Below are 25,828 nucleotides of genomic sequence, written 5' to 3' on the forward strand. Positions count from 1 at the left end.
GTCTCACTCACACTCGACGCTCTATTATATGCAACTTCAATGTAAATTGATATTACGCCAGCTTCAGCGTTATAGTTATTCTGAGTTGCCTAACCCAAAACGGGTGTATAAGCTTCAAAGTTTATAGGGCTGATTATTTACAAACCACTTTTCACAGGCATTTTTAACAACTTTTCTCTCTTCAGACGACAAAAGCTCATCTGGCTGACCAGAAGCTAAAATCTTAGCGGCAGTAACCGCTTTTTCATATAACACACCGCACTGAACCAGTTCTGTGCAAAAGATTTTTTCTCTTTCTTCTACTGGTGTAAAAAAATTATTTGGCATTTGGAAAAAAAATGCTTATTCTTGTTTTCAAAAGAATACTCTTTATTACTAAACTTCTTTCTCTATCTAGTGAATAATTTCAGGCAGATAAAGCATGGTTGAATGTAAAGTTTACTAGTAATAAAAAATACAAAACCGAAATTTCTTGCTGATGATTTTATCAGGCAGTTCGCTACAACTACAAATTAGTCAGTGGTAGAGAGTGACTCGACCAAAACTTCGTGTACGAACTATTAACTAATCCTGCTGCTGGCTTTTGGACTCCGAGAGCCTCAATCTGGTATCGAGCCGAGATCCTTGTAATTTCCTGCAAGATAGCGATCGCCTCTCTGTGAAAATGCCTGGTTAGCGATCGCCTCTGTGTCAGAATGCCTCCCGATTTTGATAGCAACGTTGCCAGATTTTAGATATGGATCGCTTTTTGCGTCTATGCTGATGATGCTGAAGCCAGAGGTAGTATTAAAGGAAGAATGAATTAAGCTTTGCTCGTAATGACTCTGGCTGAAACTCCAAACGACAAGAATTCTAGCAATCCTTTTCTCTCCCTCAACTACGAAACCGCCTTAGAATCTCTAGGAGGCGACTACTACGATGAGGTTGCAGCAGCTGAATTTCCCCAACACCTCCTGCGTTGGCGTAACGATCAACTATTGCCCCGTTTTGGTCTAGACCCCCAAGTAGTCAAAGACGAAGATTTCATCGCAGCCTTTGGCCAATTTCAAGGGCGCAAACCGTTGTTAGCACTGCGTTACCACGGCTACCAATTTGGTGAATATAACGGGCAGTTGGGTGATGGTAGAGGCTTTCTCTACGGGCAAGTACGCGCCAATGATGGCGAATTATACGATTTTGGCACTAAAGGTTCTGGGAGAACGCCCTACTCCCGTGGTGGCGATGGTATGCTGACGCTCAAAGGTGGCGTGCGGGAAGTTCTGGCTGCGGAAGCACTGCACTACTTGGGTGTACGTACCTCGCGCTGTCTAAGCATGATTGAAACAGGTTTACCACTCTGGCGGGGCGATGAACCTTCACCTACCCGTTCATCTGTGATGGTTAGGATGAGCAGCTCTCATATTCGGTTTGGCACTTTTGAGCGACTGCACTATTTCCAGCGCCCAGATTTAACTCAGAAGTTATTAGACCACGTAATTGAGCAGTATTATCGACACTTAAGTGCTGAACAAGATAAATATGGCTTCTTTTACGCCGAATTAGTTAAACGGGTTGCAGAACTAGTAGCACAGTGGATGGCGGCTGGCTTTTGTCATGCAGTCCTGAATACTGACAATATGTCGATTACGGGAGAAAGCTTTGATTATGGGCCTTATGCATTTATCCCTACTTATGACCCATACTTTATCGCTGCATATTTTGACTATTCTGGACGCTACTGTTACAGTAATCAACCAATTATTTGCAAGCTAAATTTAGAAATGCTCCAGGAACCTTTAAAGGCAATTATTAATAAAGGCGATATGGAGACTAGTTTAGCTAGGTTTGATGAATATTATCAAGCTGAATACAGTTCTTTGATGTTGAAGAAGTTGGGTTTTGTGGAGTTGCAACATCCACAAGCTGAAGAACTCTTAAATCTCACGATTGAATTCTTGAAAGCCAGCCAAGTTGGTTATCATCAATTCTTTTATGAGATGGCTCGCACTTTTTCATCTAAATGGCGAGATGAACCAGGTTTTGTAATGAATAATTCAGATATTGTACCAGTACCGGGCGCATCAGCAATTTTTGATGATTGGTGCATAGCATATCACAAAATCTTGAATTATTTTGATAGCGATCGCATTAATGTAATTGCCCAAACTCTAGCTGTTCATAATCCCAAAACGGCATTATTAAGACCTGTGATTGAATCCATTTGGGAACCAATTGCTCAGGAAGATAATTGGCAACCTTTTTATGACTTAATCAAGGAAATTCAGTCTAGGAGATAAATTAAAAAGGGGAATTGGGCATTGGGCATTGGTTATTCTCGTTGCCCTCCTCATTCCCCCACTGCTAACTAAACTGCTGGGCATAAAACCGCGCATAGCGACGCTCTAGAGCTAATAATTCTTCATGGGTTCCCGATTCGACAATTTGTCCCTGTTCGAGAACTAAAATCCGATCGCACCTTCTAACCGTCGATAAACGGTGAGCAATAATAAATACTGTCCGTTTTTCCATCAGTCTTTCCAGCGCTTCCTGTACCAGTGCTTCTGACTCGGAATCTAAGGCTGATGTCGCTTCATCGAGAATCAAGATTTGGGGATTGAGCAGAACAGCACGAGCGATCGCAATTCTTTGTCTTTGTCCACCTGATAAGTTTACCCCACGTTCGCCTACCCAAGTCTTATAACCTTCTGGTAGTTGGCTAATAAATTGATGGGCATTAGCAATTTTCGCCGCCTCTTTAACTGCTTTGATGTCAAAAATATATTGTCCAAAGGCGATATTTTGAGCAATCGTCCCGGAAAACATGATGGTTTCTTGAGGAACAATCCCAATTTGTCGCCGCAGACTATGCAACTTCACATCTCGAATATCAACCCCGTCAATTAATATTTGACCAACTTCGGGATCGTAAAAACGGGGTAAGAGATTCACAAATGTAGTTTTACCAGCACCAGAAGCACCCACAAGAGCGATCGCTTCACCTGGCGATACTAATAAACTGATATCTTTTAAGACAGGTTCACCTGGTTTATAAGCAAAGGAAATATGACGATATTCTACTTTGCCTTTGACTGGGGGGAGAGCGATCGCATTTATCTTTTCGATTACCGTCGGCTGAATTGCCATCAATTCAAAAACGCGGTCAACTGATGCTTCACCCTGCTTAAATTCGTTGTAGTTGTTAGTAGTATGACCAATGGGATCGATTAACAGCGCTGCCGCCGCCAGATAACTGAAAAAATTCGCCACTGTCAAGTTACCTTGGGAAATTTGCCAAGCTCCCACAATCAGTAACGCTAAAGCACTTAAGGCTTCCAAAAATCCCACAATGGGAATCTGAATCGCTTTCAGGCGTTCGGCTGAGTATTTTGCTTTGAGGCTGCGTTCTGCTTCATGGCCAAAGCGGGCAATTTCGTAATTTTCGGCAGCAAAAGCCTGTACCAAACGAATACCGTTGAAGACTTCCGCAAGGATGGCTGATAAACCCGACACGCGATTTTGACTTTTTAAGGAATACTTGCCCAAGCGTTCGCCAAACCAGCCAACTAAAATACCCATGAGTGGCGCAACTATCACTGTTGCTAATGTCAGTTGCCAATTCAGATAAATCATGTAAATCGGAATTGCTAGCAACTGCAAAATACAGGGGATAAAGTCGTGAAATACTTTATTTACCACTTCGCCAACGCGGTCAACATCTTCGGTGAGGCGGTAAGATAAATCACCAGCTTTTGCCGTTTCAAAATAGCTGAGATTTAGCTTTTGAAGATGTGCGTAGACTTGCTGGCGGAGATGAAAAGCAACTTGCAAAGCAGCTTTTGCCATGTACATATCTTGTATAGACTGAAACAAGCCTCTAACAAGAAATACTAAAGCACAGCTGCCAGTTATTTGAGCGATCGCGACTACATTACCTTGAGCAAAGGGAATTGCCAATTTACCAGCGAGATTAATTAATACTAAAGTCGCTAGCACGTATCCCAAGATACCAATAAGCCCCTTGGTAATGGTTTGCCACTGGAGTCGGATATAAGGCAGCAATTGCCAGTAATTAGAACGGGTTTTCAAGCTTGAAGATCCACAGCGCTATTTTACTTTGTTTGACGCTAGCAGTTTTTGGGGAGTTTCTGAATAGTTTACTAATTAGTTACAAACTGTTTTAGCGTTCAGGTCAAAATAATCTACATACATAGAATTAGTATAAATATTAATATAAGTATTAGTATAAGTATTAAAAGTATACCCTGCTATAGATGACGGGATTCGAGTATTTATTAATACTGATATTTAGATTTGAGCATTACTTCCACTTACGCTTCATACTTTTGCAGCTCAAGCAACATGGATGTAGATAACTTTGGCCAACAGATAGAGGAATTGCGATCGCGGGTACGGAAAATATGGCAGCGTACAGCAACTCAACCGAACTCACAACAAGAGCTAATAATAGAGGCTTTCGATGAACTCCAAATGGCAGTGGAAGAACTATTGACTGCCTCGGAGGAGCTAGAGGTAACAAGAGCGGAAGCAGAAATAGAACGCCAACGTTACCAAGAATTATTCGATTTTGCACCGGATGGCTACTTAGTAACTGATACAGTAGGGAAAATCCTAGAGGCTAACTATGCAGCAGCAACTATGCTCTCTATAGGCCAAAAATATCTGGTAGGTAAACCATTAATTGTGTTTATTGCTCAACAAGACCACCAGATATTTAGCTCCCTGATCAATAATTCCCAGCAGATACAGGACTGCATAATTGACATCAAGCCACGTTTGGGTACACCTTTTCCTGCTAGTATCAAGGTATCTCCAGTGTATGACTCACAAGGAAAGTTGGTAGGCTGGCGTTGGTTGCTGCGTAATATCAGCGAAGCTAAACAAGCACAAGAACAAGTGGCGAAACGCACAGAGGAACTGGCAAAAGCAAATCAGCAATTGCTGAGTGAAGTTACAGAGCATAAACGAGCCAAGTCACAACTGCTACATCTTGCGTTTCACGATGTACTGACGGGACTCCCAAACCGCGCTTTATTTATGAACCGCTTAGAAGATGCGGTCAATTATTCCCAACGGCATTCAGATTATCTATTTGCTGTCTTGTTTCTAGACCTAGATCGCTTCAAGGTGATCAATGACAGCCTGGGGCACACATTTGGAGATCAATTACTGGTTACGGTTGCTCAAAGGCTTCAAGAATGCTTGCGTTCCACAGATATAGCTGCACGGCTCGGAGGAGACGAGTTTATCATCTTGCTAGTGGGAATTAGAGATGTATTAGAAGTAGTAGGGGTTGTTGAGCGAATACAAAAGAATCTGGCACTTCCTGTGGTTCTAGACGGGCACGAAGTCTCTACTACAGCGAGTATTGGCATTGCTTTAAGCATAACAGATTATAAACAACCAGAAGATTACTTGCGTGACGCCGATATTGCGATGTACCGAGCTAAAGCACAAGGCAGGGCGTGCTATGAGATTTTTAACACTGATATGCATATTCAAGCAATGGCACACTTGGAGTTGGTTAACGAGCTGCGCCGAGCCATTGAGCTTCAAGAGTTTCGGATTTATTATCAACCGATAGTGTCACTTAGTCATGGCAAGATAACTGGTTTTGAAGCGCTTGTACGTTGGTTACATCCAAAACACGGCATTGTTTTGCCAGAGTATTTCATGTCAACTGCTCAAGAAACCGGGCTAATTATCCTTATTGAGCAGTGGGTCTTGTATGAGGCATGTCGTCAGATACGGCAGTGGCAAGAGCAATTATCCTCTAAGTGTGGGGATCTGGCTGAGTATCCCTTGACCATTAGTGTCAATCTTTGTACTACTAGATTCAGTGAAGAAAACTTGCTGCCGCACATCAATCAAGTTCTCCGAGACACTGGACTCCCCGCACCGAATTTGACGCTGGAAATTACAGAAGGCGTAATTATGGAAAACCATAATCAAGCCATTATCAGGGTAAAGCAACTGAAAAATTTAGGAATTAAGTTAGCAATTGACGACTTCGGTACGGGCTATTCTTCATTAGGTCGTCTCCACCACTTTCCAATTAATCAGTTGAAGATAGACCGCTCTTTTGTTAGCGGAAGCATTTTTGATAATGGAAATTTAGATATTGTTCAGACAATTATTACATTGGCACACAAATTAGGTGTGGATGTAACCGCCGAAGGGATAGAGACAGAAGAGCAACTAGCACTGTTGAGAAAGTTGAACTGTGAATATGGGCAGGGATATTTTTTTTCCCATCCATTAGATAGCTCTCAGGCGACGGCATTAATTATGGCAAATCCTCAGTGGTGATGCCTGAATGGCACTAAGTTAAGCCGTATAGTAGGCAGCATAAGGGTTGCAGAGGGGCAGAGGGGCAGAGGGGCAGAGGGGCAGAGGAGCAGAGGGGCAGAGGGGAAAGAGTTTGCAACAAAGCACTTTGCTCAAGAGTTCTCCATCATCTTGTTTGCTCCCCTGCTCTCAATACTTTTCGGATAAACCCAACAATCTCTTTTTTGGTCTGGGGGAAAGGTTAAAGGGTAAGGGGTAAAGGTAAATTCAAACCTTTTCCCTTTCCCCTTTCCCCCTTAACCCAAAAGTATTGCCCCTGCTCTCTTGCTGGCTCAACAATTTATAGCCGTAGTCACACAGATTAGGACAGTGTTGATTGCTCAAAGTCTTGAAAAAACTGGATTTTTACTCAGCACTCAGCACTCAGCACTCAGCTATACCTTTTCTTAGTGCCATTCGCTGATGCCCCAAGAACAACAGCGAAATCCGTTTCCTGCCAGGATGGGATTTTGGCAGAGAAAAAATTAGCCCCCTCCTTGTAAGTAGGGAGAGGGCTGAACTTATCTAAGAAATAATTCGTAATTTAAGCCGAAAATTACAAATTACTTAATATCCGCTTTCTTCTTCGTATTCTGGCTGTCTTTCCTTGACTTTCTTAGGAATATTCACAGGCTTTGGCGCATCTTCCCAAGCATCGCCGTCTACGTCGTCATAATCATCGTATTCGTCAACATAAGGCTTGTTATAGGGCTTGGCTTCATATTTTAGCGGCTGCGGTTGTTGATACCTGTCGTTGCCAGTTGCCTCGCTCCAGTTATCTTCTTCCTCATCTTCTTCGTATTGAATAGATTCATACTGCCGCGCTTTCATTACCTGACGCTGTGGCCTTTCCTCTTCCACATAGTCTTCATTCCATTCTTCTTCCCGCGCTACGGGTTCGGGAGCGCGAACTTTTTGCCTGGGTGGCTGTAATGGCACTCCGCTAGGCAGTTGATTACCTGGTGCAACTTGGCGCGGTGGAGCATAGCCGCCATATTCTTCTTCTATATCTCGCTCCCACGGTGCTTTGCCGATACCCAAGCGCTCTAGTAAACCAACTGTCAACTGATTTACCCGTTCTTCGGCTCCCTCAAACACAATCAATCGATTAGGGCCAGTGCTGACAATTTCATCTACTGAGAACTCGTAAGTACTCAGAAATTGATCGGGAATTTGGGGCAATCCTAAAGAAGCAATGACTATAGATTCAAGCTTCCCGCTTTCGCCGTTGAACTTGAAGCCTCGAACTTTGCCTAAGACTTCACCTGTTTCTGTAATTACTTCCCAGTTAATCAAATTACTGAGAGATTCAACTTCGATATCTTCAATGACATCTTCGTTATCAACCAGGATGACATCACCGATCTGGCTGATATTGTTGAGGTACATATAGCGCGGTATGCCCGAAATGGAGATCAGGCTGTCTCGCAAACCAAGAGCCACAACCTCTCGTTGATCAATATCAACCCAGACTTGACTGATGATGCCTAGCCGCTTGCCGTTGTCGCGGGTAATCACCTGAGTGTTTAATATATCGGAACGTCTAATTATCTGTTCGGAGGTCATTCTATACCGAGTCCTGATCTCGAATCCGGTTTGTCTATACACTATTATTAACAAAAACTCAAGCAGATGTATTGGATGATTGTAACTTAATCCCCAAAACTTGAGTGTAAGCTCCTCGTGCTTGAGTAACGCCGATTGTGCGTTCGGCTGATTCTATCATCGGACGACGCAAACTCACAACTATAAATTGCGCTTGTTGTGACTGTTGCTTAATCATTCTAGCTAATCGTTCTACGTTTGCCCCATCTAGGAACATATCTACTTCGTCAAAGGCGTAAAATGGCGATGGGCGGTAGCGTTGCAGGGCAAAGATAAAGCTCAAGGCTGTAAGTGATTTTTCTCCCCCAGACATAGAAGCGAGGCGTTGTACGGGTTTACCTTTGGGGTGAGCGACTAAATTTAGTCCACTGCTAAAGGGATCTTCGGGATTTTCGAGTTGTAAAAAGCCGTCGCCGTCGGAAAGAATGGCAAAAATTGATTGAAAGTTTTCGTTGACAGCATCGAAAGCTTCTTTAAAGGCAAGTTGCCGCAATGTGGTAAAGTTTTCAATCCGTAAAAGTAGTTCGGTGCGTTCCCCTTCTAGTGTTTCTAATTTTTGCGTGAGTTCTTGGAGACGGTTTTGAGTGCGTTCGTATTCTTCCAACGCCAGCATATTAACAGGTTCCATTGCCTGTAAACGTTTGGTAAGCGATCGCAATTCTTTCTGCAATTCTTCTAAATCTACTTTATCTGGAACTTCTGGCAAGGGATTTGGCAATTCTGCTCCCACATCCCGCAATTGAGTTTGCAATGCAATTAATTCTTCTCGCCGCTTCTCTTGGGTTTCTTGGAGTTTTTGGATTTCCCATTCCAATTGTTGTTGACGTAAAAGGTGCGATCGCACTTCCAGTTCTGTAGCGTCGCGTTTTTGTTTTTCTTCTCCTAAATTTTGTTCCATTTGATTTAACGATAAACGGGTTTGGGTGATTTGGTCGTCTATCGTTGTGATTTGTGTGGAGACGCGATTCATCGCGTCTCTACAAGAGGTTTTTTGGGTTTCGTATTCGGTGATTCGCGTTTCTGCTTCTTGGATTTTTTCTTGTAAACGTTGTTGCTGATTTTCTAAATTTTTTAATCTTTGTTCAGCTTCACGTAACGCTGTTTCGCGTTGTTGCAATTGTTGCTCTTGGATTTTAATGGTTGCCTGGATTTGTTGCCATTCACTGGGGGTTTGGGATGCTTCTAACTCTGCTAAAGCGTGTCGCAATTGTTGCAACTCATTTTCTTGTCCTGGTAATTCTCGCTCTAAAATTTCTAATCGAGATTGAGCAGTGGCTAATTTTTCGCTGTTTTGGGCGAGTTGCGATCGCGTCCCCTCTAATTGCGCTGTTAAATTCTTAATGTCTTTCTGCAACTGCTCCAATTGCAACTGCTGTTCTCGCCGTGCTTGACGCGCTTCTGTCAATTCTTGCGTCAGTTTTTTTGCTCTCGCTGACAAAGTGGCGATCGCTTCAGTACAACGCTCTAAAATTCGCTCAATATCCACCAAACGACTTTTTAAAGCGATCGCTTCATCAGATTCCGCCGCTTCACCAGTACCAAACCGCAACGCTGAACGCTGAGTGTTGCTACCACCAGTCATTGCACCACTGGTTTCTAAGAGTTCCCCGTCTAAGGTGACGATGCGATATAATCCTAAATTTTTCCGCGCCGCTTCAAGGTTGGCAAAAACTACTGTGTTACCGAAAACATAGCTAAATACATCTTTGTAACGGCGATCGCAATCAACTAAGTTAACAGCATAGTTAACGAAGCCGCTAGCAAAACGTAGCGTTGCATCTTGAGTAAATTTGGGAGCGTGAATTTTATTCAGGGGTAAAAAAGTTGCTCTCCCTGCACGTTTCTGTTTGAGCAGTTCAATACCCGCTGCGGCGATGCTGTCATCTTCCACCACAATATGTCCCAAGCGTCCCCCAGCAGCCATTTCCAAGGCTAGCTGATGGCGGGGTTCCACCAGTCCCAACTGCACAACTAAACCGCAAACACCAGGCATTCCTGATTGTAAAATGACTTTACTGGCTTGGGTTCCTTGAACTTCTTGCTGTGCTTGCGCTTGCGCCTCGATTTTATCCAACTGGCGTTGTTTTTCTCGTTGTTCAGAAAGTAACCGTTTTTGAGTTTCCTGTTGGATTTGCAGTTCTTGTTCTGTAGCTGAGAGATTTTGGGCTAAATTTTGGATGGGTTCGCTAGAGGTGTTAAATTCCGTTTCAACTCCACTACACTGAGTTTGTTTTTCTGCTAATAGCGGTTCGTCGCGTTCAATTAACTGGGTTTGCTCTTGGATAAGCTGCTGTAACTGATTATTACGTTCTCTGAGTTGTGCTTGTTCCGTGCGTTGGGGTTCTAGAGTTTGCAGCAAAGCTTCTATTTGACGGTTGAATGCTGTTTGTTGCTGCACCCAGGCTTCTGAAGCCGAGGCGATTTCTGCGGCTGCTTCACGGGAGGTTTCTAGAGATTGCTGTGCTTCATTTCTTTGTTGCTGGGAAGACGCGATGAATCGCGTCTCTACAATGTGTGTTTCGGCAATTTCTTCTAGGGAATGATGGTGTTTTTGAATCTCTTGCTGAGTTTGAATCAGACGCTTGGCAGTTTCTTGGGAAGCTGTTTGTAATTCCGTTAGCTGACGCTGGAGTTGTTTACGTTCTGCTTCTTGGGTGGCGAGGGTAGATTGTACCGCCAAAAGTTCTTCTTCTCCCAACGCTTTGACGTGGGCATTGAGTTGTTCCAGTTCAGCAGTCTTTTGAACAATTTGGGAATTTAGGTTTGTGAGTTGGGTGGTGAGTTCAGTAAAATTGCGATCGCCTGTTTGAATTTCGTGAACTAACTTTTCTTGTTGTGCTTGCAAGGAACGCCATGATAAAACAGCTTCCCAGGATTGTTTGGCTAGAAATTCTGTGCGAAGCTTTTGATATTTCTCAGCTTTCGCCCGATCTTGGGAAAGGCGATCGCGCTGTGCAGTTAATTCCGTTTCAATAATCCGACAGCTATCTTCCTTTTCCTTCACCTCATCTAAAGTTGATTTGGCTTGGACAATTTTGCGATCGAACGCCGCCACCCCAGCTAATTCATCAATAATTTCCCGCCGTTCTCGCCCATTCATCGAGATAATACTGGTGACATCCCCTTGCAGTACTACATTGTATCCTTCAGGATAAACCCGTAGATTACTTAGTTCCCCATGCAACTCTGTTAACGTGCAAGGTACACCATTGATATAGTAATTCGATGTGTAAGTCCCTTGGTGAGTGACTCGTAGCCTTCTAGTAACACTCCACTCTCCCGATTTTGGGCTTCGGCTTACTTCGGCTCCGGTTCCATCAAGCGTTCGCGTAGCGTCTCGCAGAGAAGTCGAGATGCTCGGCACAAGTTGCTCAGTCGAGCGATTTTGGACTTCGGCTTCGCTCAGTCGAACGATTTTGGATTTTGGATTTTCTTCCCCTGCTTCCCCTGCTTCCCCTACTTCCTCGACTTCCTGTCTTTGTGCCTTTGCGTCTTTGTGTGAAATTTCATCCGATAAATCAAATGTTACCGTGACGCTAGCCTCAATCGAAGCACGTCCTTTAGCCGTTTGAGTATTATTTACCAAATCCGGCAAGCGATCGGCTCGCATTCCCTTAGAACTGGAAAGTCCCAGGCAAAAGAGCAGTGCATCTAAGATATTAGACTTACCCGAACCATTTGGCCCAGATATGACAGTACACCCCGGTAGCAAAGGGACAGAAGTAGTGCCACCGAAGGATTTGAAGTTCGTAAGTTCCACGCGCTTGATGTGCACCATAGGCGCTGGTTCCCTGGGCTAATGAAGAACAAGTGTATCAACTAATTAAGAATTCGCAAGAGGGTAAGGCGGAGAATTGAAAATTATAGTAAACGCGTTGCGGTGAGCCTGCAAGCTTCACTCAGAAGGCTTACCGCAGGCGATCGCTCAGTGTGCGGCGAAAATTTTGATGTCGCAAACTGACTATCAAAATTTTCCCAGAGCAGATAATATCATGTCCGACTAATTACTTGTAATTTAAAAATCCCTGCGTCTGGGTGTCTTTGCGTCATTCCTGATTACAAGTATTCAACTGGACACCATCTAACTAGGAAGAGTTTAAGTGCGAATATGAACTAGTTGGTATAGTTTGAATCATCTGTTCTGTGTCTGTCGTCCTCGCTTGATAGTGAGAACAAAGCGTCGTATTTTTATCTCAGGATATAACTAGTTTGAAAACAGACTCAAGGCATTCGCATACGGTAATATGGACTGCTAAGGAACAGAGGGGAGCGAGGGAAAAAGGCATCTCAGCCAAATGGTAGAGGATATTAAAAGCACCAAATGAATTTATAATATTAATAATCTTTATAATTGTAAAAACATAGAAAGAAAACCCTCTTTACTACCTCAATCTGCTGTCTGTGGTTTGTTTCTTACCCCCTGCAATATTTATAGAACTTAGTAATGAAAAGATTAATTAAAGGTCTGCGCGAATTTAAATCTAGTTATTTTTCGACGCATCAACAATTGTTTGAGCAACTTTCACATGGTCAAAAGCCCAGAGTACTATTTATTACCTGTTCTGATTCGCGTCTCGATCCAAATCTAATTACACAAGCCCAAGTTGGTGAATTATTTGTCATTCGCAATGCAGGTAATATTATTCCACCGTATGGCGCAAGTAATGGCGGTGAAGGCGCAACAATTGAATATGCTGTTCAAGCTTTAGATATTCGCCAAATTATTATTTGTGGTCACTCTCATTGCGGTGCGATGAAAGGATTAATGAAGTTACATAATCTCAGCGATGAAATGCCGCTTGTACATGATTGGCTTAAATATGCAGAGGCAACTCGAAGGCTAGTTATAGACCACTACAGTCACTATGACGGAGAAGAACTGCTAGAGATTATGATAGCCGAAAATGTTCTGACTCAAATTGAGAATTTGCGGACATATCCAGTGATTCACTCTAAGCTTTATCAGGGGGAACTCAGCATTTATGCTTGGATTTATCACATTGAAACAGGAGAAGTTTTCGCATACGATCCCCAGAAGCATGCTTATGTTTTGCCTCAAACTGAGTTTGCAGATTCAGAAATAGATGAGTCGTTCAGAGGTGAGGTTACAAATACCAATTTAGCTGTGCGTTCCCCCCAAAACCAGCAGGATGATGTTCAACCTTATGAGAAACAGTCTGTTTCTCCATTTGAGTGGTTTCCAATGAGACGACTTTCTCCAGAGCAGATGGAGCGAATTTATCGAGGTTCAAATAATGGAAGTTGAAAGATAAAAATATAGAATTTCAAACATTCTATTAGAGGGTTGAGGGTGAGGTTTTTGTACCTTACAGCTATTTTCAGGTAAATAAACCATGCGGTAGGGGCACAGCATTGCTCAGTGGTGTAAACTTAAGCCAAAACCCTTTTAAAATCTCGTTTTCAGCCTCTGGCTGGAAATGCTACTCTTGGCGGCTCTGCCGCGAGTTGGGAGGCGGAGCCTCAATGAGGGGCATTCCCAGTCTCAGACTGGGAACGAGATAAAGAGGAGAAAAAGCCCCGCTTTTTAAAGGGGTTGAGGGATCTTCGAGAGACAAATTATGTTAACCGAAGCGTATTGGGTATTAACTACCTATTCCTGACTTTTATTTAAGCAAGTCAAAATAGAGACTTATATCTGTATAAGTCTCTATTTGGCTTCCATGTTGATGCTAACTGAAAGCTTCAGTTATTCTTTTATGGCTTTTTTACAGCATCAATTTTTGCTTCTACCTTCACCGTCTTCACACCTTGGACTTCTTTAGCCAAGGTTTCAGCTTTCTTAAGTTCTTCAACAGAAGCAGCTGTACCTTTGAGGATAATTTCACTCTGTTTGTTTTCAACTTGTAACTTGTTACCTGGTAAGCCTTGATTCAACTTGGCGCTAACTTCAGTTTTTAAGTCGCTCTTAGCTTTTGTTGCTGCCATTTTTTCAGCATCGGTTTTAACTTTAGTACCTGTACTAGCTGCTAAAGGAGTAGTTTGTGTTTCTGGCACTTTGGCAGTTTGATTTGTGTTTGAAGCTGGTTTTGCTGGTGCTTGAGCGGCTTGATTAGTTGTGCTAGGAGTTTCGGAACCAGTTTTAGGAGCCTCTTGGCAGCCAAAAGTACCAACTACCAAAATGCTACTAACTACTAATACAATTAGTTTTTTCATTATTTATCTTTGAATTGAGTAATTGAAGCGGTTAATTGAGATGTGTGTCATGGTGAGGAGCAAATTTAAAAAAACAATTAAAAGTGAAGTAGCAAAAGTACTTAAGCAATAGCTCAGGTTACTGAAAATTGAAATTTGGGCGATTTCTTGAAGCTAAGATTTTGCACCCGGTTTTGAGAAATCTCAATTCAATTTTTCTGACGGCTGCTAACCAGGATGGCTTTACACACAGTCTGTGGCTCTCGATGAATTTAATGTAGATGCTGAGTCAATACGGTTCGGTTAAAGGGGAAAGGGAAAGGGGGAAAAACTTTTAACCCTTAACCTTTAACCTTTTCCCCAAAGGTAATTCTGAGTTCAAAATGCTTATCCGAACCGTATTGGATGCTGAGTAGCTCTTTCGATGGTAGACTATGCCACTCCACAGTAGTGACTCGATGTTATCAGATTTGAGTCAATTTGGCGATGTCTATGACGAATTTAAAACTTCAGCCTTTTTGCAATCTTATGCCAGCAAACTTACCAACAAAATGTTACTTTATAAAACTATGGTTTACTTACAATGCCTTAAATATCAGGAAATATTAGTCAATGCCCTACCTTACTTCGGCTAGCGAAATTCGTGCCATTGTTGCTGAATATACAAACGCTAAAACATTGTGGATAGATACAGAAGTCGCTGACTATAAAAGTCGTAATCCCCGATTATCGCTGATTCAGGTATTAGATGATCCTCAAGATATGAGTGGCGATCGCGTCTACCTTTTAGATGTTTTATATCAATCTGATATTATAGCTGAATTTATTGAAAAAATTATGATAAATTCTGCCATTGAAAAAGTTTTTCACAATGCCAGTTACGATCTAAAATTTCTCGGTAATAAGAAAGCCAAAAATATTACTTGTACTTTGGAAATGGCTAAAAAAATCCCTTACTATCTCTTGCCATTACCTAATTACCAACTCAAAACCATAGCTACGGCACTTTGTAGCTTTAATAATATCGACAAACAAGAACAAACAAGCGATTGGGCAAAACGTCCCCTAACTGAAGAACAGATAGAGTATGCTTACTTAGATTGTATTTATCTTGCTCAAATCCACTTAAATTTGTTAGGTTTACAAGCCCAAGCTAGCCCCGAACCTGCCACAGAAGATTTAATATCACTAAGTACTAGATATTCACAAATTGAGCAACAATACAAGTTGTTGAATTCAGAATTTGAGCATTTACAAGAACGCATGAAAAAAGCCATGCAAGCTCAGAATATATCTGAAACTTCTTATCATAAGCTGATTAGTTACGATCGCACTACAGTCAAAGCTACTTTTTCAGAATTGGCAAGGCTAGCCCAAACCCAAGATATTGATTTAGATTTCCCTGTCACACTAACTCAGAAACTCCAAAAAGATTTAGGGGCAAATCTAGAACAACTCTCTGTAGATATTGAAAAAACTACCTCTTGGCGGCTAACTGCCAAAACTCAAGATAGTGAAACTGAGGATGAGTAAATTGTTCAGTTTCAAGAAGCACAGAGATGACAATAACAAAAAGCTAGATTGACAATTTTTATACTTTATGAACTAGATGTTTTCCTTAAAATAACTATATAAAGCTATTGAATATCAGGTAAACTTATTAATTGACTTGAAATGTCCATCAAAACTTAAAATAACTGTTGAGTTAAAGAATTAAAATCTAGATTTTGGTACTAATTGCGTTCAGGTGTTATGGCAGTTTATATTAAATTATGAGATGGCATTTATTTAGACAAAAGCGAGCAAAGGTAAATCAAGTATTTACTATAGCTATTTTTACTACATTGACAGCAATTAGCAATATTTCTTGTAGCAAGAATGACAATGTTTTGGTGACAGAAATAGGAGTTAGTACACCTAGCCGTCGTTCAGCTACAGCATCCAGAGGTGGGGAATTCTATCTTCAGGGAAAGAATCAGCATTTAAACGGCGATTTACAAGCTGCGATCGCTTCTTACGGTAGGGCAATTAGTCAAAATTCTCAATATGGCGCTGCTTACAACGCGCGGGGATTAGCCTATTTTGATTTGGGAGACAAGGAAAAAGCGATCGCAGATTACAATCAAGCACTCCGCATCAACCCTAACGACGCCGAAGCGCATAATAACTTAGGAAATGCCCGCGCCTCACTGGGAAACAACAGAGAAGCAGTTAAAGATTACAGTGAAGCGATTCGCCTAAATCCCAACTATGCCGAAGCTTACAATAACCGAGGAAATGCCCGCGCCACCAATGGGGATAAAAAAGGGGCATTAGATGATTTTGACCAAGCTATTCTGCTCAACCCGAAATATGCGATCGCCTACAATAATCGAGGAAATGCCCGTGCTAACAATGGAGAACTAGAGGGGGCGATCGCAGATTACAATCAAGCCATTCGCCTCAACCCTAACTTTGCCCCTGCTTACAATAACCGGGGAAATGCCCGCGCCACCAATGGAGACAAGCAAGGAGCGCTGAAAGACTTACAACAAGCAGCAAGCATTTTTCAAAGTCAGGGTAACAACGACTTATACCAACAAGTGATGAAAAACATTCAAGAACTTGGACAAAGTAGGCAAGCAGGGCAGTAGGAGATTAAGGAGATAAGGGAGTGAAGGAGAAATGCCCCATTCCCTATACCTACCTAATACCTTATTCTTCAATCAATGATTCTTCAATTAATGGGCTGCGGAGGTCTTCTACCATCGCTTGAATGTCTGCTGGCGGTGGTGGCGTTAGGCGAGAAACCACTAGGGTAACTACAAAATTGATTAGCATACCCAAAGTACCAATTCCTTCGGGAGAAACCCCAAAAAACCAGGGTTCCATACCCCCAAATTTAACGCCGATAATGTAGATTATCGTAAAAATTAAACCTGTCAACATGCCGGCGATCGCACCTTCAGAATTGGTGCGCTTGTCGAAAATCCCTAAGAAAATCACCGGAAAGAAACTAGCAGCAGCTAAACCAAAGGCAAAAGCCACCACCTGACTCACAAATCCTGGTGGATTCACCCCAAAATATCCGGCGAGGACAATGGAAAAGCCCACCATAATCCGCCCGACAAACACCCGTTTTTGTTCTGAGGCTGATGAATCTACGATCCGGTAGTAGATATCGTGGGCGATGGAACTGGAAATTACCAGCAATAAACCTGATGCTGTAGATAAAGCAGCTGCCAAACCGCCAGCCGCTACCAAGCCAATCACCCACGGATGCAGTTTAGCTACCTCTGGGGTGGAAAGCACAATGATATCTGGGTCGATCTTTATTTCATTAGTGTCTTTATTTGGAGTTAACTGGAAACGCCCATCCTTATTTATGTCATCAAAACCCAAAAGTTTAGTTTTTTCCCACTTCGTCGCCCAGTCTAGCTGCTGCACTTCTGCAACTGTCTTATTGTGCAGGGAATCGATCAAGTTGTAGCGGGCAAACATCGACAGGGCTGGAGCCGTTGTATAAAGAATGGCAATAAATAGCAGTGCCCAACCAGCAGAAAAGCGGGCTGCACGCACACTTTTTACTGTGTAAAAACGGACGATAATATGCGGTAAGCCAGCCGTGCCTACCATCAAAGCAATGGTGGTGAACAGCACATCTAGCATCGACTTGTTCACAAATGGCTCAGTATATTGCTTAAAACCCAGGTCAACCTGAATTTGATTGAGTTTTTCTCCAATATCACTGAAAGTAAATGCTAGTTGGGGAATAGGATTACCAGTGAGAAACCAGGCGATCGCGATCGCTGGAATCAGGTACGCAAAAATCAACACACAGTACTGTGCTACTTGTGTCCAGGTAATGCCTTTCATCCCCCCCAACACAGAGAAAAAGCCGACAATCACCATACCGATGATTACGCCTGTATTAATATCTACTTGTAGGAAGCGGCTAAAAACAATCCCCACACCCCGCATTTGTCCAGCAACGTAGGTTAGGGAGATGAAAATGGCTGCAACTACTGCCACCAAACGGGCGATATTAGAGTAGTAGCGATCGCCTACGAAATCTGGCACTGTATACTTACCAAATTTCCGTAAGTAGGGGGCCAGTAATAATGCTAGCAGTACATAGCCACCCGTCCAGCCCATTAAATAAATAGAACCATCGTAGCCCAAAAAAGAAATCAGCCCCGCCATTGAAATAAACGAAGCTGCGGACATCCAATCGGCGGCGGTAGCCGCCCCATTAGCAATTGAAGGTATCCCTTGACCTGCTATAAAGAAATCTTTACTATTTTCGACTCGTGATTGCCAACCAATATAAATGTAGGCGACGAAGGAAAGTCCAACTAATACAATAGTCCAAATTTCAACTGACACGGTTTTTCCTCACTTCTTGAGATTGTATTTGTTGTCTTGCTTGCTGGGATTGTATTTGCGGTCTAGCTTGTCCATTTGGAAGGCATAAATGAAAATCAAGGCTACAAATACCAGGATTGATCCTTGTTGCGCCATCCAAAAGCCAAAGGGTACGCCAAAAAACCGTATCGCATTTAAAGGTTGAACCAACAAAATACTGAAAACTATGGAAACCAATGCCCAGACAATTAAAAGATTACGAATTAAAGTAGTATTAGCACGCCAATAAGAACGGCGCTGATCTTCATCCATTGTTGTTCATCATCATTGCGTTGGTGCATCAAAATAATACCAACAAGCCGTTAATATCCTTCTAATAACTGTATTAATTTTTAAATTATTTAGTAAATAATATTTACTTTGAAAGTATCAAATACAACCAAATAATGGCTAGCTGATAATTAACCTATGGTCAGTTATGAACAAATATTGCTCGCTCAAGCTGAAACATCCAATAACTCATTAGCAATACGATAATTTATATACATAATTTTTAATATATATTACGTAACTTTACTAGGAATTTTTACCATTAAATTCTCTAAATTGAGCTTTCGCAGATATATAAGTAATTGACGAGCCAAAAAGTGAGTAAAGTTAATTTAAAAAATATACGAACAATTACTATGGGCTTTTACGGTGTAGTTTTAATAACATTGACATAACTAGCTTATTATTACATACATGGAGCATTACTACAATATAGTAAATTATTATACAAACACTGTGTTACTCAGCTTTCCGATGCATTGCAGCAGGTATAGATGAGAACTTATATCATTATGGTGAGAAAAAGCTGATTTCAAGCAACTGATTCGCTTTATTCTCAATAACCAACATCTCCATAGATTTTTTAACTAGTTTTGGAAGCCACGCAAAAATAACTTACTTAATTTATTTGTGAGCAACTTTGATTCTCAAGGTTTGCAGTTTTTAAATTGGGTAACTTTTTCCTGCGTGTCTTCAGAAAGCGCGGATTTCAGCTTTAACCACACCACAAGCCAGAATATATGTTTATCGAAACACTAATCACAAACCCGATTCATTTTTTCAGAATCGTTGTAATTGTCATATTTTCCATCACTTTGCATGAACTTGCTCACGGCTGGGCTGCGATGAGTCAAGGAGATAACACTCCAGAACAAACTGGTCATCTGACGCTTAATCCTGTAGTTCACATGGGCAGAGAATCGCTCATCTTTCTCTGTCTCATGGGTATAGCTTGGGGACAAATGCCCGTCAACCCATCTAAGTTTCGCTCAGGTAAGCTAGGCAATATTTTGGTATCCGCTGCTGGGCCATTATCAAATCTGGCTTTAGGTATTTTATTTATTATGATGCTTAAAATTCTCGCTAATTTGAGTCTTTCAGGACTATTCAGTGCCGAATTTATTTACCTAGCAGCTCGGATAAATTTGACCTTATTTCTGTTTAATCTACTACCAATTCCACCACTCGATGGCTTTCATGTCTTCAGTGAGATTTTTCCTCAGCTAAAGCCATTGGAATATACCCAATTCGGACTTTTTGCCATGATGGTTCTATTTATAGTTCCGGGTTTTGGTATAGGACTTGGTAGGATTGCTGATTTATTTATCCAGTCAGGATTGGGGATGTAAGTAGCAAAATTTTAGGTTAAAGCAAAGGAAAATTTAAATGAAAATCAAGCAAAAAGTTGTGGTTGCTGCTACTAGTATTGCCTTGAGTATTGCTGCTGTACTTCTACCATCTGGAGAATCAATGGCGAGTACATTATCTGTATATCAATATAGTAATAACTGGCATTCTATAAATAATAATTTAGTCAAATATCCTCAAGAAATAAGTCAACAATTAATGGCTGTGCAATCAGGGTTATTTAACTCTGTGGTAGGCAGTTTTGTAATTGAAAAAGGTAATTCTATGACCTGTTTGGATCAGGAGCGATCGCCTTTTACTTCTGCCATTGAATTATTGATGAGATTATTGATTGTTGGAAGCTTTGGTTCTGTGGGGATTGCAGGTTATTCTTCTTTTGTAGAGCGCTATTTCCAAATCATTAATAAAGATTTAAAAATTATTTACTACAGTGTTTTTTTCTTACTATCTTTACAGATTATATGTACGTTTATTGGAACGATGACTTCATCCACAAGTCCAATTTCTTCTGCGATCGTCCCAAGTAGCTGTATTTTAGGAAAGCCATAATTAGAATTGCTATATAGCAATCCTAAATCATCTATGAAAAACAAGAACCCCAACTTCCCAAAGAAGTCGGGGTTCTACTGGTTGCATATACAAATAAAATAAGATTTGTATATCCAATCTAATCGTCTACACCGGCAGAGATAAGTTTGCTGAAATATTCAGTTTTGGCATAAATGCTGATAATACTATCACCAACTGCAAAAAAAGTACCTTCTTGCTCATTTTTAGAAAATTGCAAATTTGGGTATTTAGCAGCAGCTTCTTCAGCAGTCATGGGTTTGGCTTCCATTTCTTCTGGCAATACTCCAGTACAACCAATGTAAAATACCAAAGGATAAATCTTATCTTGGTAGATATTTTCTACATATTGTTCTAGCTTGTTATTTGCCGCCGTTAAAGCTCCAACCATTTCCTCTTTGCCGATCTGCTTACCAGCTTGTTTCTCTTGCAATAACTGCGCCAAACTATCAGCACCAACTTTCTTAAGAATATCTACGACTATGCCATTTGGCTCAAGTCCAAGAAAATCATCAAAAATTGGTTTCATCAACTCGTCAACTTTCGTAATCTTGGTACGTGATGATAGTAGCCTGTGCCTAAAAGCAAGATTTTCATTTAATGCCATCTCAAAACTCGGCTTGATGATAATTTCTCCAGTGAATTTATCATATAGACGATACATTCTATTCAGAAATTTGTTTGCAGAGGGAAACTTACTCAGGTTCAGAATATCTTGACTACCGATGTCGATTTTATAGCTCAATCTTGAGTCAAGAGTACCATTAGCTAGAGCTTCATGGATGTCTGTGTATTCATTAGTTGTAGGGAAGTTGATGTAAATATTTTTAGACAGATAGTGCTTTTTAAATTCATCTAATTGTCCTGCTACAAATAAATCTGACTCCTTTCTTAAGTGAGCAGAAATAATACTAGTAAGTACTTTAATTTCTGCGAGTTGATTGAATAGTCCATCAATGCTGTTGTAACGACTATTTGCAGCTACAAGCGGCAAGTTATCTAATTGAATGGTATGTTCAGCACGGAAGTCAAATTCTTCTGCATTCAACACACCTTTTTCTTTGAGCAAGTCAAAGGCTTTTTTACTGCTGATTTTGACTTGTAAGGACTTGACGTTTATTTTGCCGTCACTGACAATCGTGTAATTCTTAAAGCTATTGAGGTCATTTACTAGCAAACCTGCTACCTCAATAGCGGGGGTTTGGTCTTCAACTTTGGCAAGTTTAACTTGACGTTTGATGAGCATATTGATAGTAGCAGTATTGCGATTAAACTGAAAATCGCCCATACCAACATACTCAGCATTATCTATATTTTCTGTTCGCAACCAAGGCTGAAGCAGTTCTCCATCTTCGTTTCTCACACCTTTAACGCGCTTGATACCTGTTCTTTGATAATGTTCTTGCAGGTGCTTGATATTGACGATAATATTGTTGCGATATTGTGCAAAAATTTTGATTAGCTCTACTAGAGAAATTTTATTATTCGTCATATTGCTACCTTCCAGATAAAGGTCAAGAATCTTTTAAAGGCTGTTAAATCGGGGAAAATTGAAGGGCAAACACACAATAAATTGATGCCAAAATACTAAAGTTGGCATATACCACACAAATAATATTATGTGTTCGCGATCGCATTCACGAACTAGCTAATATCGCCTGGTAAACTTTGCGTTGCATACTCACCAGATATTTATAGTACAATTGTATCATACAAAGGCTAAGTTGTGTAGGCGTAGCCTGTGATAGACATCGCCCTGTAATGAGATGTTATGGTATTGCGGAACGCCAGAATAGATGCTTTCTAACCTTTGCGCCCATTATTTTTTCCTATATTTAGGCTCCGGGTTTGAAATAATCGAAAAGGCGATCGCCTGAATCTGCGCGAATCAATGCTACAACTACATCTGGTAAGGCAGCTAAACTGGGGTAAACCAAATAACGTGGTTCCCAACGGGGACGGAACTTCTCTCTGTAGGCGTGCAGTCCCTTGAAATTGTAGAAGCGATTCAAATGCCCGTAAAGATAGTGCAATACTTTCTCCAAGCGACGCGATTCTGGATTCTCTCCAACTCCCGCAAGGGCAGAAAGACCGAAATTAAAGCTGTCGTAGCCACCCTCTTTAAAATGTTGAAGCAGAGAAATAAATAGAAAGTCCATTGTGCCATTTTCAAGAGATGAGCGATGTCTCATCATGTCAATAGTCGCTTCGTTGAGTTGGTACTCGCGGAGAATGTTGGCAAAGGCGCTGATGTTACCTTCAGGATTATGCACCACAGCAATCTCGCACTCTCGCAGGTAAGCTTCGTCAAACCAACCCAAAGAAAATTGTTTTTCTGAACCTTGTACCATTTTCAGCCACTCATCACTCACAGATTTGAGTCGGTGCAATAAATCATTGGCGATGGGTGGTTGGTAAAAGTCAATTTGGTATCCTAGTTTAGTTAAACGACTGATTGATGGTCTAAAGTTTTTACCGGCTTTACCTTGTAAGGTAAAACTTTTTAAGTCAACGATCGCTTCCTCTCCAATCTTGAGTACCTTAAACCCCAATGACTTGTAAAGCTCAACATCATCAGGCATAGTTTGGTAAAAGCCAGGATACCAGTCATTACGCTGGCAAAACTGTTGGAAAGCAATAATTGTCTCCTTGCGGTCTTCAATGGGGCCGATGGGATCTCCTAAGGCGATCGCACCCCGTCCTTTGGGAACATAAGCAATTACACTATTACCCGAAGGACTGAAATAATAACTTTTATCATTTAAGAGAGTGAGCGCTGCTAAAGAAGAACATCCATATTGTTCGACAATTTCTTTAACTCTTCGTCGCTCATTTGTAGTTGCTAGATTGCGCCAAAACACAGGTTGCAAGAGCATTACCATTGCATAAGTAATAGTACCTGCGGTAATAACATAGATAGAATTAGCAAAAAATTCTCCAAATCGACTCTTTGGTTGCAGTCCCCAATTATCCTTGGTGAAGAACATTGCCAAAGTCTGAACTATCGCTTCTTGCCAATTAAAATTCTCTGAAAATTTGCCGTCTAACAAGTAAAATCCAATAGTTCCGTATGCCAGAGTAAATAATAAAGCGCCTATCAGCACTCTGACTCCCCGTGCAATGGAAGGACGGTCTGATTGCGCCGTGAAATAATGGCGCATCAAGATTAATTGCAGCAGCAAAACTCCAGAGAGTAGACTCTCTTCATAGTCCAGTCCCTTCAGCAAATGGCTGAAAATGGAAATTATTAGTAAACCAATAGTAAGTAACCAGGCTATTCTTTTACGGCGTAATAAATTAGTAGCAAGTGTTAATAAAACAAACCCAGTCAATGCTGCAAATATATGACCGCTGGCACGAATTTCAAATGGTAAAAATTCCTTTAACCAGTGAGTCCGCCCATACAGGTTAGGTGTCACTGCTGATAATAAATTTACTACTCCGACTAAACCTGTTAGGAAAGCTGCACTCCAAAGTCCAATCTGAGTTTTTAAATTATTTGTCATTTGTCATTTGTCATTTGTTTTGGCATTAAAACTCTTAATTCTTAACTCTTAACTCTTAACTCCTAATTGTTTAAACTGTTCTCCGACATAGGTGAGTGAATCTTTGAGATGTTTGTGAAAGTAGTTCCAGCCTACATCTGCACCAGACAAACCATGACCTCCAGGAAATGCATAAAATACGTCGTTAATACTGAAAATAGCAAGAGAATTTTAGATTGTTTGTAGTTCATCTTTGAAGGAAATTGAGCATGGGGTAATCGGTGCTTGCCTTCAAAATCTTATGCAAATGATATGTCGATGCTGTGTCAACAGGATGGAAACTTTGCGACTGGTTGTAAATTAAAAGTCAAGAGTTAGAATAAGTTTCTTCATGATGCTTAAAAAGCTGCGACTCAATTTCAGTTCTTTGTTTGGCTTGTTGCTGTTAGTGCTTTCCCTGTGGGCGATCGCTAGCGAATTACGTGAGTATAATTATCGTGATATTCTCAATTCTTTAGCTGCTATTCCCAAAAGTCGCTTAAGTTGGGCAATTTGGCTGACAGCTTTGGGCTATGTAGTGATGATTGGGTACGATATCTTAGGTTTTAATTACATTAATCGTTCTCTAAGTTGGAATAAGATAGCTTTCACTAACTTTATTAGCTCTGCATTTAGTAATACCATCGGTTTTGCCTTGCTGACTGGCAGTGCTATCCGTTATCGATTTTATGCTAGTTGGGGAGTGTCAGCAGTTGCGATCGCTCAAGTAATTGCTTTCGCCAATTTTACTTTTTGGTTGGGGATGTTTGCTGTTGCAGGTTTCTTATTTATCATCAATCCCCTGAAGATTCCCACTCAATTACATTTAACTTTTGCTACTGTGCGTCCCATCGGTGTAATTTTTCTGCTATTAGTTGCAGCTTATTTACTAGGAAGTATTTTTATCAAGCAACCATTAATAATTCGTGGACATGAATTCCGATTTCCTTCTTTTAAAATATCTCTGGCTCAAATAGCAATTTCTAGTTTTGACTGGATTCTTGCAGCAGCAGTTCTTTATGCTTTACTTCCTAGCAATATATCTTTGTCATATTTAGACTTTTTGGGGATTTATTTACTAGCGATGTTTGCAGGTGTAGTTAGTAATGTCCCCGGTGGTTTGGGTGTATTTGAAACTATAATTTTACTGATTCTCTCTTCAAAAGTTTCGGCGGCGGCAGTTTTGGGTTCAATGTTAGCTTATCGGGGAGTCTATTATTTCTTACCTTTGCTAGTAGCAGCAGGTTTACTAGGACTTTATGAAATTAGATTTAGAAAGGGGAATTAAAAAATAGAACTCTTGCATGAATCACAGATAAGAACCACACCCCGCCAAAGCTATGTTTTGTGTCCTCTCCCCAAAGTATCGGTGACGGTGTACACACAAGTTATCGAATCACTACCAGTTCTCGAATTACCCCACCCTAACCCTCCCCTTATAAAGGGGCTACGGTGTACACACAAGTCTGAAATAGCTGATTAACCAGGGTTTTACCCCACCCTAACCCTCCCCTTGCAAAGGGGAGGGAACCGGATTTTTCTTGTTTCCCCCCTTTACAAGGCAGGGCTGTTTCATTCCCTAAAAGTCCTTAATTTACAAGCGTATCAGTCAA

Annotated in this window: 19 protein-coding genes and 1 pseudogene; 9 read left to right on the top strand and 11 right to left on the bottom strand. The window is 41.2% G+C overall.

Going from position 1 to position 25,828, the window contains the following annotated elements; translation table 11 throughout:
• Window positions 1-114: 114 nt before the first annotated feature.
• A complete protein-coding gene (locus RMY27_RS32905) occupies window positions 115-327 on the bottom strand; it encodes a hypothetical protein (protein ID WP_322669000.1) in 213 nt (70 codons plus the stop codon).
• A gap of 178 nt (window positions 328-505) precedes the next feature.
• A complete protein-coding gene (locus RMY27_RS32910) occupies window positions 506-718 on the bottom strand; it encodes a hypothetical protein (RefSeq protein WP_322669001.1) in 213 nt (70 codons plus the stop codon).
• Between the two features lie 100 nt (window positions 719-818).
• Here RMY27_RS32910 and RMY27_RS32915 point away from each other — a divergent pair, with 100 nt between their 5' ends.
• A complete protein-coding gene (locus RMY27_RS32915; protein ID WP_322669002.1) occupies window positions 819-2,276 on the top strand; it encodes a protein adenylyltransferase SelO in 1,458 nt (485 codons plus the stop codon).
• A 64-nt stretch (window positions 2,277-2,340) separates the two neighbouring features.
• On the opposite strand, the gene RMY27_RS32920 is transcribed toward RMY27_RS32915, so the two are convergent.
• Window positions 2,341-4,065: an ABC transporter ATP-binding protein gene (locus RMY27_RS32920; RefSeq protein WP_322669003.1), complete on the bottom strand. Its 1,725-nt coding sequence runs from the start codon at window positions 4,063-4,065 to the stop codon at window positions 2,341-2,343.
• Between the two features lie 273 nt (window positions 4,066-4,338).
• On the opposite strand from RMY27_RS32920, the gene RMY27_RS32925 reads away from it, so the two are divergent.
• Complete coding sequence (locus RMY27_RS32925) at window positions 4,339-6,306, top strand: EAL and GGDEF domain-containing protein (protein WP_322669004.1); 1,968 nt, start codon at window positions 4,339-4,341, stop codon at window positions 6,304-6,306.
• Window positions 6,307-6,891: 585 nt separating this feature from the next.
• On the opposite strand, the gene RMY27_RS32930 is transcribed toward RMY27_RS32925, so the two are convergent.
• Together RMY27_RS32930 and smc are read right to left on the bottom strand one after the other, a co-directional pair.
• Window positions 6,892-7,890: a PRC-barrel domain-containing protein gene (locus RMY27_RS32930; protein ID WP_322669005.1), complete on the bottom strand. Its 999-nt coding sequence runs from the start codon at window positions 7,888-7,890 to the stop codon at window positions 6,892-6,894.
• Between the two features lie 58 nt (window positions 7,891-7,948).
• Window positions 7,949-11,707 carry a chromosome segregation protein SMC gene (gene smc / locus RMY27_RS32935; RefSeq protein WP_322669006.1) on the bottom strand — a complete coding sequence of 1,253 codons (3,759 nt, stop codon included), beginning with the start codon at window positions 11,705-11,707 and terminating at the stop codon, window positions 7,949-7,951.
• Window positions 11,708-12,373: 666 nt separating this feature from the next.
• Between smc and RMY27_RS32940 the strand changes: the two genes are divergently transcribed.
• Window positions 12,374-13,195, top strand: a complete 822-nt coding sequence (locus RMY27_RS32940; RefSeq protein WP_322669007.1) for a carbonic anhydrase — start codon at window positions 12,374-12,376, stop codon at window positions 13,193-13,195.
• A gap of 449 nt (window positions 13,196-13,644) precedes the next feature.
• Here the strand turns inward: RMY27_RS32940 and RMY27_RS32945 are convergent, their stop codons facing one another.
• Window positions 13,645-14,103, bottom strand: coding sequence for a BON domain-containing protein (locus tag RMY27_RS32945; RefSeq protein WP_322669008.1), 459 nt, complete (start codon window positions 14,101-14,103; stop codon window positions 13,645-13,647).
• A 413-nt stretch (window positions 14,104-14,516) separates the two neighbouring features.
• On the opposite strand from RMY27_RS32945, the gene RMY27_RS32950 reads away from it, so the two are divergent.
• The 3 genes from RMY27_RS32950 (at window position 14,517) to RMY27_RS32960 (ending at window position 16,715) form a co-directional block, all read left to right on the top strand.
• Complete coding sequence (locus RMY27_RS32950; RefSeq protein ID WP_322669009.1) at window positions 14,517-14,717, top strand: hypothetical protein; 201 nt, start codon at window positions 14,517-14,519, stop codon at window positions 14,715-14,717.
• The gene (locus RMY27_RS32955; protein WP_322669010.1) at window positions 14,695-15,615 is read left to right on the top strand and encodes a ribonuclease D; all 921 of its coding nucleotides are present in this window, start codon (window positions 14,695-14,697) and stop codon (window positions 15,613-15,615) included. Before RMY27_RS32950 ends, RMY27_RS32955 begins: the two co-directional genes overlap by 23 nt.
• A gap of 239 nt (window positions 15,616-15,854) precedes the next feature.
• Window positions 15,855-16,715: a tetratricopeptide repeat protein gene (locus RMY27_RS32960; RefSeq protein ID WP_322669011.1), complete on the top strand. Its 861-nt coding sequence runs from the start codon at window positions 15,855-15,857 to the stop codon at window positions 16,713-16,715.
• A 61-nt stretch (window positions 16,716-16,776) separates the two neighbouring features.
• Here the strand turns inward: RMY27_RS32960 and RMY27_RS32965 are convergent, their stop codons facing one another.
• Window positions 16,777-18,447 (bottom strand): sodium:solute symporter family protein, encoded by a 1,671-nt coding sequence (locus tag RMY27_RS32965; protein ID WP_322669012.1) that lies wholly within the window; start codon window positions 18,445-18,447, stop codon window positions 16,777-16,779.
• Window positions 18,448-18,456: 9 nt separating this feature from the next.
• The gene (locus tag RMY27_RS32970) at window positions 18,457-18,738 is read right to left on the bottom strand and encodes a DUF4212 domain-containing protein (RefSeq protein WP_322669013.1); all 282 of its coding nucleotides are present in this window, start codon (window positions 18,736-18,738) and stop codon (window positions 18,457-18,459) included.
• Window positions 18,739-19,496: 758 nt separating this feature from the next.
• Here RMY27_RS32970 and RMY27_RS32975 point away from each other — a divergent pair.
• Complete coding sequence (locus RMY27_RS32975) at window positions 19,497-20,105, top strand: site-2 protease family protein (RefSeq protein ID WP_322669014.1); 609 nt, start codon at window positions 19,497-19,499, stop codon at window positions 20,103-20,105.
• 37 nt (window positions 20,106-20,142) lie between these two features.
• Entirely contained in the window at window positions 20,143-20,673 is a 531-nt protein-coding gene (locus RMY27_RS32980) for a hypothetical protein (protein ID WP_322669015.1), read from the top strand.
• Window positions 20,674-20,791: 118 nt separating this feature from the next.
• Here the strand turns inward: RMY27_RS32980 and RMY27_RS32985 are convergent, their stop codons facing one another.
• From RMY27_RS32985 to RMY27_RS32995, 3 genes and pseudogenes are all read right to left on the bottom strand, one after another.
• Complete coding sequence (locus RMY27_RS32985; protein ID WP_322669016.1) at window positions 20,792-22,183, bottom strand: hypothetical protein; 1,392 nt, start codon at window positions 22,181-22,183, stop codon at window positions 20,792-20,794.
• A 343-nt stretch (window positions 22,184-22,526) separates the two neighbouring features.
• On the bottom strand, window positions 22,527-24,197 hold the full coding sequence (locus RMY27_RS32990; RefSeq protein WP_322669017.1) for a phosphatidylglycerol lysyltransferase domain-containing protein: 1,671 nt from the start codon (window positions 24,195-24,197) through the stop codon (window positions 22,527-22,529).
• Window positions 24,198-24,245: 48 nt separating this feature from the next.
• Window positions 24,246-24,386 (bottom strand): annotated as a pseudogene (locus RMY27_RS32995) (esterase family protein); the annotation flags it as partial.
• 184 nt (window positions 24,387-24,570) lie between these two features.
• Between RMY27_RS32995 and RMY27_RS33000 the strand changes: the two are divergent.
• Window positions 24,571-25,503, top strand: a complete 933-nt coding sequence (locus tag RMY27_RS33000) for a lysylphosphatidylglycerol synthase domain-containing protein (RefSeq protein WP_322669018.1) — start codon at window positions 24,571-24,573, stop codon at window positions 25,501-25,503.
• Window positions 25,504-25,828: the final 325 nt, after the last annotated feature.

It is taken from the genome of Nostoc sp. DedQUE09 (genome assembly GCF_034530915.1).
Taxonomy (GTDB): Bacteria; Cyanobacteriota; Cyanobacteriia; order Cyanobacteriales; family Nostocaceae; genus Nostoc.

What these genes read in the sequence shown, in the direction of transcription:
- RMY27_RS32955 (WP_322669010.1), top strand. Translation starts at nt 14,695, where the DNA reads ATGCCCTACCTTACTTCGGCTAGCGAAATTCGTGCCATTGTTGCTGAA.
- RMY27_RS32940 (WP_322669007.1), top strand. Translation starts at nt 12,374, where the DNA reads ATGAAAAGATTAATTAAAGGTCTGCGCGAATTTAAATCTAGTTATTTT.
- RMY27_RS32985 (WP_322669016.1), bottom strand. Translation starts at nt 22,183, where the DNA reads ATGACGAATAATAAAATTTCTCTAGTAGAGCTAATCAAAATTTTTGCA.
- RMY27_RS32950 (WP_322669009.1), top strand. Translation starts at nt 14,517, where the DNA reads ATGCCACTCCACAGTAGTGACTCGATGTTATCAGATTTGAGTCAATTT.
- RMY27_RS32945 (WP_322669008.1), bottom strand. Translation starts at nt 14,103, where the DNA reads ATGAAAAAACTAATTGTATTAGTAGTTAGTAGCATTTTGGTAGTTGGT.
- RMY27_RS32990 (WP_322669017.1), bottom strand. Translation starts at nt 24,197, where the DNA reads ATGACAAATAATTTAAAAACTCAGATTGGACTTTGGAGTGCAGCTTTC.
- RMY27_RS32975 (WP_322669014.1), top strand. Translation starts at nt 19,497, where the DNA reads ATGTTTATCGAAACACTAATCACAAACCCGATTCATTTTTTCAGAATC.
- RMY27_RS32980 (WP_322669015.1), top strand. Translation starts at nt 20,143, where the DNA reads ATGAAAATCAAGCAAAAAGTTGTGGTTGCTGCTACTAGTATTGCCTTG.
- RMY27_RS33000 (WP_322669018.1), top strand. Translation starts at nt 24,571, where the DNA reads ATGCTTAAAAAGCTGCGACTCAATTTCAGTTCTTTGTTTGGCTTGTTG.
- smc (WP_322669006.1), bottom strand. Translation starts at nt 11,707, where the DNA reads ATGGTGCACATCAAGCGCGTGGAACTTACGAACTTCAAATCCTTCGGT.
- RMY27_RS32915 (WP_322669002.1), top strand. Translation starts at nt 819, where the DNA reads ATGACTCTGGCTGAAACTCCAAACGACAAGAATTCTAGCAATCCTTTT.
- RMY27_RS32930 (WP_322669005.1), bottom strand. Translation starts at nt 7,890, where the DNA reads ATGACCTCCGAACAGATAATTAGACGTTCCGATATATTAAACACTCAG.
- RMY27_RS32905 (WP_322669000.1), bottom strand. Translation starts at nt 327, where the DNA reads ATGCCAAATAATTTTTTTACACCAGTAGAAGAAAGAGAAAAAATCTTT.
- RMY27_RS32970 (WP_322669013.1), bottom strand. Translation starts at nt 18,738, where the DNA reads ATGGATGAAGATCAGCGCCGTTCTTATTGGCGTGCTAATACTACTTTA.
- RMY27_RS32925 (WP_322669004.1), top strand. Translation starts at nt 4,339, where the DNA reads ATGGATGTAGATAACTTTGGCCAACAGATAGAGGAATTGCGATCGCGG.
- RMY27_RS32960 (WP_322669011.1), top strand. Translation starts at nt 15,855, where the DNA reads ATGAGATGGCATTTATTTAGACAAAAGCGAGCAAAGGTAAATCAAGTA.